The sequence below is a fragment of the Sphingobium sp. AP50 genome, assembly GCF_900109095.1.
Lineage (GTDB): Bacteria > Pseudomonadota > Alphaproteobacteria > Sphingomonadales > Sphingomonadaceae > Sphingobium.
Genome location: NZ_FNYZ01000045.1, coordinates 1 through 8,749, shown reverse-complemented (window position 1 = coordinate 8,749; position 8,749 = coordinate 1). Strand labels below are relative to the sequence as shown.

Genomic DNA, 8,749 nt, shown 5'->3' with positions numbered 1-8,749 from the left:
TGATCGGCGGGCTGGTCCTGCTGGCCGGACTGCTCAGGACGAGGGAGGACGCACCGGCATGATCATTCGCATCACCTGGAAGCGCGCGATCATCGTTGTCTCCCTATTGTTTGCGGCGGGGATGTTGCTCGCCTGGTCTGGCGTGATGCAGGTGTCAGCGTCTTCGGGCCACTGGAAGGTAACCGACTGGTTCCTCCATTGGGTGATGCGCAATTCAGTGCGGACCTATTCCACATTTCAGACACCAGAAGGCAAGGCGCCTGAGCGCGATCTCGTCAGCGCAGCGGGCCATTTTCGACAGGCCTGCCAGGTCTGCCATGGTGCTCCGGGCCTGAAGCCCTCCCCGGTCATGCAGGCCTCGATGCCCCCCGCCCCAGACCTGTCCATTACCGCAAAGGAATGGAGTGATCGCCAACTATTCTGGATCATCCGCCACGGCGTAAAATTTACCGCCATGCCGACCTGGCCGGTGGAGGATCGCGATGACGAGGTCTGGCGGATGGTCGGCTTCGTGCGGCGCTTGCCCGGCATGACGGCGGCGCAATATCGCGCGCTGACGCAGGAAGCCGTGCCAGCCGACCTTCCGGGCACGCGCCCCGGCACGCTGACCGCATGCGCTTCCTGTCACGGCAGCGACGGGCGCGGGCGCGGGCAGCGCGATATTCCATTGCTGGGTGAGCAAAAGCCAGCCTCGCTCCTTGCGGCCTTGCGCGACTATGCGACCGGGGATCGCAAGAGCGCGCCGATGCAGGTGGCCGCATCCGCACTCACTCAGGAGGAGATGAAGAGGTTGGCAGCATATTTCGCAGCGGCGCCGGGGCTGGAACAGCGGCCGATGCCGACCTTGCCCATCATTGCGAAGGGCGATCCTGCCCGCCAGTTGCCAGCCTGCGGCAATTGCCATGCGCCGGGCAAGGACGCGCCTGTTCTGTCCGGTCAACGAAGCAGCTATCTCGCTGCACGGCTGCGCCATTGGCAGGGCGATCCAACCGTAATCGACGCGCGCAAACCTTCCCATGGCATGGCGGTCATCGCGCGCCGCATTCCGTCGGATCAGATCGATGCGATCGCTGCCGCTTTTGCTGAACCGTGAAATTACCCGACCGGAAAGGATCGCCATTGTCCATCAGCAGTTGGTGGAGGACATGACGGCGCTACGCTGGGCCACGGCAGTTGGTGCCCAAAGCCTGGATCTGGGGAAGCGGGTCGGTGCGCTGGCGCCGGGGATGCGCGCCGATGTCATTGCGATCCGGGTAGACGCACTGAATACAATGCCCGCCGCCGATCTGCCCTCACAATTTACTCATGCAGCACGCCCCGATAATGTGTCGCTCGTCCTGATCGACGGCGTCGTGCACAAGCGCGATGGCCATCTGATCAGGGTCGATCTGCCGGCGATCCAGGCGCAAGCGGCGGCTTCTATCACGCGAATGCGATCGACTACTGGCATCTGAAAGGTGCTGCGGCCCTGCCACTTGGCTCTTTTGGCGTTTCGCGCGTTATTTGCGAGCAACGACTCAGAAAGATTTCATGGCGCACTCCGGCCTCAGTGAAACCCGTAACCTCCGCACCGCCACGTTACCGTCGAGGGAGGCGGACTGGAGGCATCCCGCCGACCCACATCCTGCTGTGCGACAAGGAATAGCTGTTATGAGCAGTCTGTGTCAGAGGGAGGCCGCGAAATGATGCGGGTAGCCTCCTTTGCACTGCTGCTGCTAAGCGCATGTGATATGCTGCCGGGCGACCCGGCCGGCACATCGACACGGATCGATCAAAGTCGCATCTTCACCGTCGCGCTTGCAGACCCCGCTATCCGGTCCGCACCGCAGGTCGGCAGGCTTGTCGCGGAAATCGAGCGACGCACCAAAGCGCGCGCGCAATGGCGCAGCGGTTCAGGAGAGCCTCTATTCCAGCAGCTGGACGAAGGCAAGATCGACCTCGTCATCGGCCGCTTCACGGCGGACAGCCCATGGGCGACAAACGTCGCCTTCGCGCCTGCCCTTTCGACAAACGGTACCAAAGACGCGCCGATCGAGCTGAAAGCCGCGATGCGTAACGGCGAGAACCGGTGGATCATGACGGTCGAGCGCGCCAGCCGCACGATATCGCAGGAGGCACGCGACCAATGAGCCAGACCAGCCTGCCGCAGGAATTGCGCGAGCCGATGGCCAGGGCGATCCGCCTTGAATATTGGAACATCTTCTGGACGCTCACTATCATAGTCACGATGGGGCTGGTGCTGGGCCAGAGCGAGACGATGAAAACCGCCTGGATCGAGGATACGCTGGGCCTCGTCCCGCCGATCATGTTCCTGATCGCAGCACATATGGAACGTCACAGCCATCGCTCGCGCCGCTTTCCGTTCGGCTTCGAACGGGTCAACGGCCTTGGTTTCTTCGTCGCTGCGGTCGCGCTGACGGCGGTCGGCGCACTACTGCTCTATAATGCGTTGATGGCGCTGGGCGCGCAGGAGCACGCGACCGTCGGCTCTATTGTCATTCTGGGTCATGAAATCTGGCTCGGCTGGCTGATGCTGGCCGCACAAATTTATTCGCTGATCCCGCCCCTCTTCATCGGGCGCAAGGAGTTGCCGCTGGCTGAGCAGCTCAATGACAAACTGCTCCATACCGACGCTCTCATGAACAAGGCCAACTGGCTGACAGGCGCTGCGGGGCTGGCAGGCATCATCGGCCTTGGCCTTGGCTGGTGGTGGGCGGATTCACTCGCGGCGGCGATCATATCGGTCGATGTCCTCAATGACGGGATCAAGGCACTGCGCTCATCCACCGCCGAACTGGTCGACGGCGCACCGCGAGCCCTGTCCAGCACGGACCTGTCGGACGACGCGCAGAAGGTCCGCGACCGGCTCAAGGCGGAATTCCCTGATGCTACCGTCCGACTGCGCGAGACCGGGCGGCTGATCCGGGCCGAGGTGCATGATACCCATCCGCCTTCGGAATGCCGCCATCCCCGACATTATTGGCCCGACACAAAGGATCGCGCTTGGCGGCTGGCGCAGGTCAGCTTCATCCCGCCGACGCAGAAGGACGATGAAAGCTAAGCCGGCGGCGACTGGAGGATCGCGTCGGCCCGCTTTTCCGGCCGGATATAGATGGAGGCCAGCTCCGGTACGCGCGCCTTCATCTCGCGCTCGATATCCTCGATCAGGCTTTCCGCCTCACCTATCGGCAGGTCATCGATGAAATCGGCGCTGATCGCCACGAACACGGCATCGGGTGCCGAATGAATGGTGCGGACATGGTTGACCGCGCTGATCTGCGGACGCTGGTCGAGGATTGCCCATACCGCAGCGATAATGGCGGGGTCCGCGCTCTCGCCAATAAGCAGTCCCTTTGCTTCACGCGCCAGCAGGACCGCGACGCCAGCCAGGATCAGGCCGATCGCAATCGACGCCACACCATCGATGCGGGGATCGGCATAATGATGGCTGGCCCAGACCCCGACCCCGGCGATGCCGAGCCCGATCAGGGCCGCGCTGTCCTCGAACAAGACGATGAACCCTGCCGGATCCTTCGACCGGCGGATCGACTCCCACCAGCTGCTCGCACCGCGCTTCCCGTTGAATTCGCGTACCGCGATGGCCCAGCTCGTCCCCTCAAGAAGTCCAGCGACGCCCAGCACCACATAGTTGATCGTCGGATCGCGCAGCGGCTCCGGCTCGGCGATATGCAGCCAGCCTTCATAGATGGACACACCCGCCCCCACCGCGAAAATGAGGATCGCGACGACGAACGCCCAGAAATAGAGTTCGCGCCCATAGCCGAACGGGTGGTTGGCATCGGCGGGACGCTTCGCCTTGGCCTGGCCGTAGAGCAGCAAGACCTGGTTGCCACTGTCCACGAGGGAATGCACGCCTTCGGTCAGCATGGATGAGGAGCCACTGATCGCCCCCGCCACAAATTTGGCGATGGCGATCCCGACATTGGCGAACAGGGCGCCATAAAGGACGATATTTTCTCGAAGCCTGCCCGATATACCGGCCATGCGGCTCAACCCGGATAGGGGCTGGATTGCAGCATTCCGGCCAGATGCGCGGCATTGCTCGCGACCATCTTCGCGGTCTTCGTCACCATGTCCGGCGTCTCCTTCAGATCCTTGAAGTCGGTCGATCCCATCGCTTCACCGACCCAGTAACAGGCGGCGACCGCCGGGATGGTCCAGCCGACATCGTTCAGCGCCTGAAAGAGCTGGGCAGACGAGAAATGCGCGCCGTCCTCATTGCCCACGATCGCCGCCACCGCAACTTTGCCATAGCTGGGCATACGGCCCTGATCATCGGCCTCGGACAGAAAGGCGTCCATCCGCTCCAGCACGCGCTTGGCGACGCTGCTGATCTGCCCCATCCAGATCGGGCCGCCGAAGATGAGAATGTCATGGGCGAGGATTTTTTTCCGCAGCGCCGGCCAGGCGTCACCATCGCCTTCATCGGACGTCACGCCGGCCTTGATATCGAGCGCGGCGATCCGCACGGTTTCACTTAGCGTCACCCCCTTCTCGCGGAACGCCTTCGCCAGGACGGAGATCATAGCGTCAGTCGAGCTTTTCTCGCCGACACCCGCTTTGAGAGTGCAATTGAGCGCCAGAGCCTTGAGCGGCATCGATTATCTCCTTTGGGTCTTCGCGACCGCAGGATGCGACCGTCCGTTCATCGCAGAGAGAACTCTTGAGCCATCAATGGGTTCTTTGCGATGAAGGAGATAGCTGATGAGTGACACCGCCGAAATGATCCATGAGGATGCGCTGCCCGGTCATGAGAGCAAGCTCTCGCCCAAGCCCGAGTGGCAGCCGCGCTATAACGGGTCCGGCCGCCTTGCTGGAAAAGTCGCGATCATCACCGGCGCCGACAGTGGCATCGGCCGGGCGATCACCGCTCTCTATGCACGAGAAGGTGCAAATATCGCGATCGTCTACCTGCTGGAAGATGATGACGCCGCAGAAACCAAGCGTATTGTCGAGGCGGAAGGACGCAAAGCGATCACCCGCCGCGGCGACCTTGGCGAGAAAGGCTTTTGCGACGAGGTTGTAGCCGAGACACTGAAAGCGTTCGGCAAGATCGACATCATCGTCAACAATGCCGGCGAACAACATCCCGACAAAGACATCATCGATATCAGCGAGGGCCAGCTTCGCCGAACCTTCCAGACCAACATTTTCAGCATGTTCTTTTTGGTGCAGGCCGCGCGCCCGCACCTCAAGGCCGGCGCCGCCATCGTCAACTGCACCAGCGTAACGATGTATCAGGGCAGTTCCGAGCTGCTGGACTATAGCGCCACCAAGGGCGCCATCACCGCTTTCACCCGATCGCTGTCAGAAAATCTTGTCGGCGATGGCATCCGCGTGAATGCCGTCGCGCCAGGTCCCATCTGGACGCCGCTCAACCCCTGCGGCGGGGCGAGTCCTGAAAAGCTGGAGCATTTCGGCGAAGGCACGCCCATGGGCCGTCCCGGGCAGCCCAATGAAGTCGCGCCGTCCTTTTTGTTCCTGGCGTGCGAGGATTCCAGCTATATGTCCGGGCAGGTGCTGCATCCCAATGGCGGCACCATCGTCAATGGATAACGCACTTATGGCATGATTTCGCGCATGCGTTGCGCCAGTGTGTCCATTGCGAAAGGCTTGGTCAAAAGCGCCATGTTCGGCGCAAGCTGTCCATTCCCGACAACGGCATTTTCGGCATAGCCGGTGATGAACAGGACATGCAGATCGGGTATCAGACTGAGCGCCGCATCCGCGACCTGCCGCCCATTCATCCCGCCCGGCAACCCCACGTCGGTAATGAGCAGGTCGATCCCGGCGTCCGCCTGTAGCAAACGCATCGCGCTGGGGCCGTCAAAGGCTTCCAACACGGTATAGCCCATCTCCTCGGCGACCTCCACGACCAGCATGCGAACGGTCGGTTCGTCGTCCACCACCAGCACTGCACCGACCCGTTGCTCCTGGTCGCCTTGCAGACTGGGAACCAGTGCATGGCCGATCCCGTCTTCAGCGCTCTCCACGCCGGAAAACAGGCGCGGCAGGTAGATGCACATCGTCGTGCCCATATCTAGTTCGCTGTAGATACGGACATGGCCGCCCGACTGGCGCGCAAAGCCATAGATCATCGACAGGCCCAGTCCGGTCCCCTCGCCCATCGGCTTGGTCGTGAAGAAGGGATCGAATGCGCGCGAGATGACCTCCGGCGTCATGCCCGTTCCGGTATCGGTGACGCAGATCGAGATATATTGGCCGGGATCGAGGTCACGCTCCCGCGAGGCCGCCTCGTCCAGCCATTTGTTGGCGGTTTCGATCGTGATGCGGCCGCCATCGGGCATGGCGTCACGCGCATTGATGCACAGGTTCAAAAGCGCATTTTCAAGCTGGTTGGGATCGACCAGCGTGGTCCAGATGCCGGCCTTGCCGACCGTCTCCACCTCGATCTGCGGCCCGACGGTGCGGCGGATCAACTCTTCAAGATCGAAGATCAACCGGTTCACATCGACCGGCTTGGGGTCCAGCGTCTGACGCCGGGAGAAGGCGAGCAGACGATGGGTCAGGGCAGCGGCACGGCGTACCGCCCCTTGCGCCGCGACCGAATATTTGTCGATCTCCGCAATGCGCCCCTGCGCGATGCGTATCTGCATCATTTCCAGCGCGCCGGAAATGCCGGTCAGCAGATTGTTGAAGTCATGCGCCAGCCCACCGGTCAACTGACCGACCGCTTCCATCTTCTGCGACTGACGCAGCGCCTCTTCGGCCCTATCCCGCTCGGCCGTGGTCGTGACGACCTCTTCCGTCAGAGCGCGTTCCAGCGCCTTGCGCTTACTCACATCCAGCATGGCACCCACCATTCGGAGAGGCGTGGCATTCTCATCACGCAGCACATATCCTCGATCGAGGATATCGGCATAGGTTCCATCGCCCCGCCTGAAGCGATATTCGTCACTCCAGTCCGTGCCTGTGCCTTCGATCACGCGATGGATGCTCTCATCGACACGCTGGCGATCGTCGGGATGGATATGCGCCAGCCACCATTCGCCGGTCGGCGCTACATGCTCGAGCCGATGGCCATAAGCCTGCTCCAACGCGATATTCCAGGTCACATGATTGGCGTGCAGATCCCAGTCCCAGACAGCATCGTTGGTCGCCCGCCCCGCCAGCCGAAGACGTTCCTCGACTTCGCACAGCGCTTTCTGTCGAAGGCGATCGGCCGTTACATCCTGCACTGTGCCTATCAGGCGGATTGGGACATCATCCTCGAACAGGGCCACACCCTGTGCATGGATATAGCGATCGACTCCATCCTCGATTCCGAACGTTCGATATTCCGTATCGAACACACCTGCTCCGGCAGGGTCCAGCGCAGCACGAACGGCTGCATCCGCCGCCGACCGGTCATCGGGATGCAAACCGGCGAGAAATGCCGTCTCGTAGCTGACGGGCGCGCCCGGACTGAGTCCGAATAGCGCACGGCATCGATCGTCCCACTCCAACTGGCCGGTCTGCGGCCAATAATCGAACTGTCCCATCCGCGCCGCGCGGGTCGCCAGTTCAAGCTTGTCCCGACTCGTTGCAAGGGCCTCGCGCGCCCGATGTGCCGCCGTCACGTCCGTTGCTGTACCAAACCATTCCAATATCTCGCCATCAGGCCCGAGGATTGGCACAGCACGGGACGCTGTCCAGCCAAGAGTGCCGTCCGCCTGCCGCACGCGATGCTCCAGAACGAAAGGCAACTTAGTGGCGATGGCCTGTGCAATAGCGTCGTGAATGACCGGCTGCTCTTCCGGAGGGATATAGGCTTCGATCCAGCGGACCGACGGCGCGTCCGTATCGGCGAGAAAGCCTCGTCCGTCGAGTTGTCGCATTTCCTGCCAGTCAGCGCTCATCTGATAGATGGCATCCGAAGTCGCTTCCACCAGCGCGCTAAAGCGCGATTCACTCGCCGCACGCCTCTCGCCTTCTTCTATAAGCCGACGGGCATCGGTGAATCTTTGCGTCGTGTCGACCGCAACATCGAGAAGGCCGACAATCTCACCATGATCATCACGCAGCGGGCTGTAACTGAAGGTCCACCAAGTATCTTCGGCATAGCCGTTGCGGGTCATGACGAGATGCTTGTCTTCAATGGACACGGTTTCGCCAGCCTTCACGCGCGCGATGAGCGGTTCAAGATCGTCCCATATTTCGGACCATACCGCCTTCATCGGTTGGCCCAGTGCAGCGGGATGGCGATCGCCCAGAAACGGGGCGTAAGCGTCATTATAGAGGAAAGTGAGGTCATCACCCCATGCGACGAACATCGGAAAATGAGAGCCCAGCGCAAGATCCACCGTCGTCCGCAGGGATATGGGCCATTGCGCGCGCGCGCCAAGCGCAGTGGCCGACCAATCAAAATTATCGACGCTCACCCTTATAGAAGCGTCTGACGAGGGCTGAGCGGAAAAGATCGAGGCCATTCACTCCCAATATGCGGTCTTTCCGGCCATGTCATTCGCTAGGATTCCAACATGGATCAGCTACCCATTGGATGCGGGCGCTTTTGGTCTGGCATGCTCTCCATATCTGAAAACATAGCGCTGGGCGGCTCAAACGTGCGTTCGCGATTTACCTGAAACGCCGGGCGCTTGGAAAATGGATCGTCACTTGCTCTCAGGCTAGGGCGTGTGGACGAATTTGATCAAGCATAGGCCTGCGGCGAAGCTGACGATTGATCTGGAGTTTTCGGCGGTTTTCTCGCATCTGAGAGCGACGCGCT

8 protein-coding genes are annotated in these 8,749 nt (G+C 61.5%); 5 read left to right on the top strand and 3 right to left on the bottom strand.

Annotated features, from left to right (window positions below; genetic code table 11):
* From BMY84_RS28485 to BMY84_RS28470, 4 genes are all read left to right on the top strand, one after another.
* Window positions 1–1,093: c-type cytochrome (locus tag BMY84_RS28485; RefSeq protein WP_371262469.1), on the top strand; the 1,093-nt coding region annotated here is incomplete at its 5' end.
* Window positions 1,062–1,454 carry an amidohydrolase family protein gene (locus BMY84_RS28480; RefSeq protein WP_093088511.1) on the top strand — a complete coding sequence of 131 codons (393 nt, stop codon included), beginning with the start codon at window positions 1,062–1,064 and terminating at the stop codon, window positions 1,452–1,454. The genes BMY84_RS28485 and BMY84_RS28480, both read left to right, overlap by 32 nt.
* 228 nt (window positions 1,455–1,682) lie before the next feature.
* Window positions 1,683–2,129, top strand: coding sequence for a hypothetical protein (locus BMY84_RS28475; RefSeq protein ID WP_093088509.1), 447 nt, complete (start codon window positions 1,683–1,685; stop codon window positions 2,127–2,129).
* Window positions 2,126–3,061 carry a cation transporter gene (locus tag BMY84_RS28470; RefSeq protein ID WP_093088508.1) on the top strand — a complete coding sequence of 312 codons (936 nt, stop codon included), beginning with the start codon at window positions 2,126–2,128 and terminating at the stop codon, window positions 3,059–3,061. Before BMY84_RS28475 ends, BMY84_RS28470 begins: the two co-directional genes overlap by 4 nt.
* On the opposite strand, the gene BMY84_RS28465 is transcribed toward BMY84_RS28470, so the two are convergent.
* Both BMY84_RS28465 and BMY84_RS28460 read right to left on the bottom strand, forming a co-directional pair.
* Complete coding sequence (locus BMY84_RS28465; RefSeq protein WP_093088506.1) at window positions 3,058–4,005, bottom strand: cation diffusion facilitator family transporter; 948 nt, start codon at window positions 4,003–4,005, stop codon at window positions 3,058–3,060. The two genes, BMY84_RS28470 and BMY84_RS28465, sit on opposite strands and share 4 nt — an antisense overlap.
* Window positions 4,006–4,010: 5 nt before the next feature.
* Complete coding sequence (locus BMY84_RS28460; RefSeq protein WP_093088505.1) at window positions 4,011–4,619, bottom strand: flavodoxin family protein; 609 nt, start codon at window positions 4,617–4,619, stop codon at window positions 4,011–4,013.
* A gap of 106 nt (window positions 4,620–4,725) precedes the next feature.
* Here BMY84_RS28460 and BMY84_RS28455 point away from each other — a divergent pair, with 106 nt between their 5' ends.
* Complete coding sequence (locus BMY84_RS28455; RefSeq protein WP_093088503.1) at window positions 4,726–5,577, top strand: SDR family oxidoreductase; 852 nt, start codon at window positions 4,726–4,728, stop codon at window positions 5,575–5,577.
* A gap of 5 nt (window positions 5,578–5,582) precedes the next feature.
* Here BMY84_RS28455 and BMY84_RS28450 read toward each other — a convergent pair whose 3' ends face one another.
* Window positions 5,583–8,294, bottom strand: coding sequence for a hybrid sensor histidine kinase/response regulator (locus tag BMY84_RS28450; protein ID WP_371262468.1), 2,712 nt, complete (start codon window positions 8,292–8,294; stop codon window positions 5,583–5,585).
* Between the last annotated feature and the right edge of the window lie 455 nt (window positions 8,295–8,749).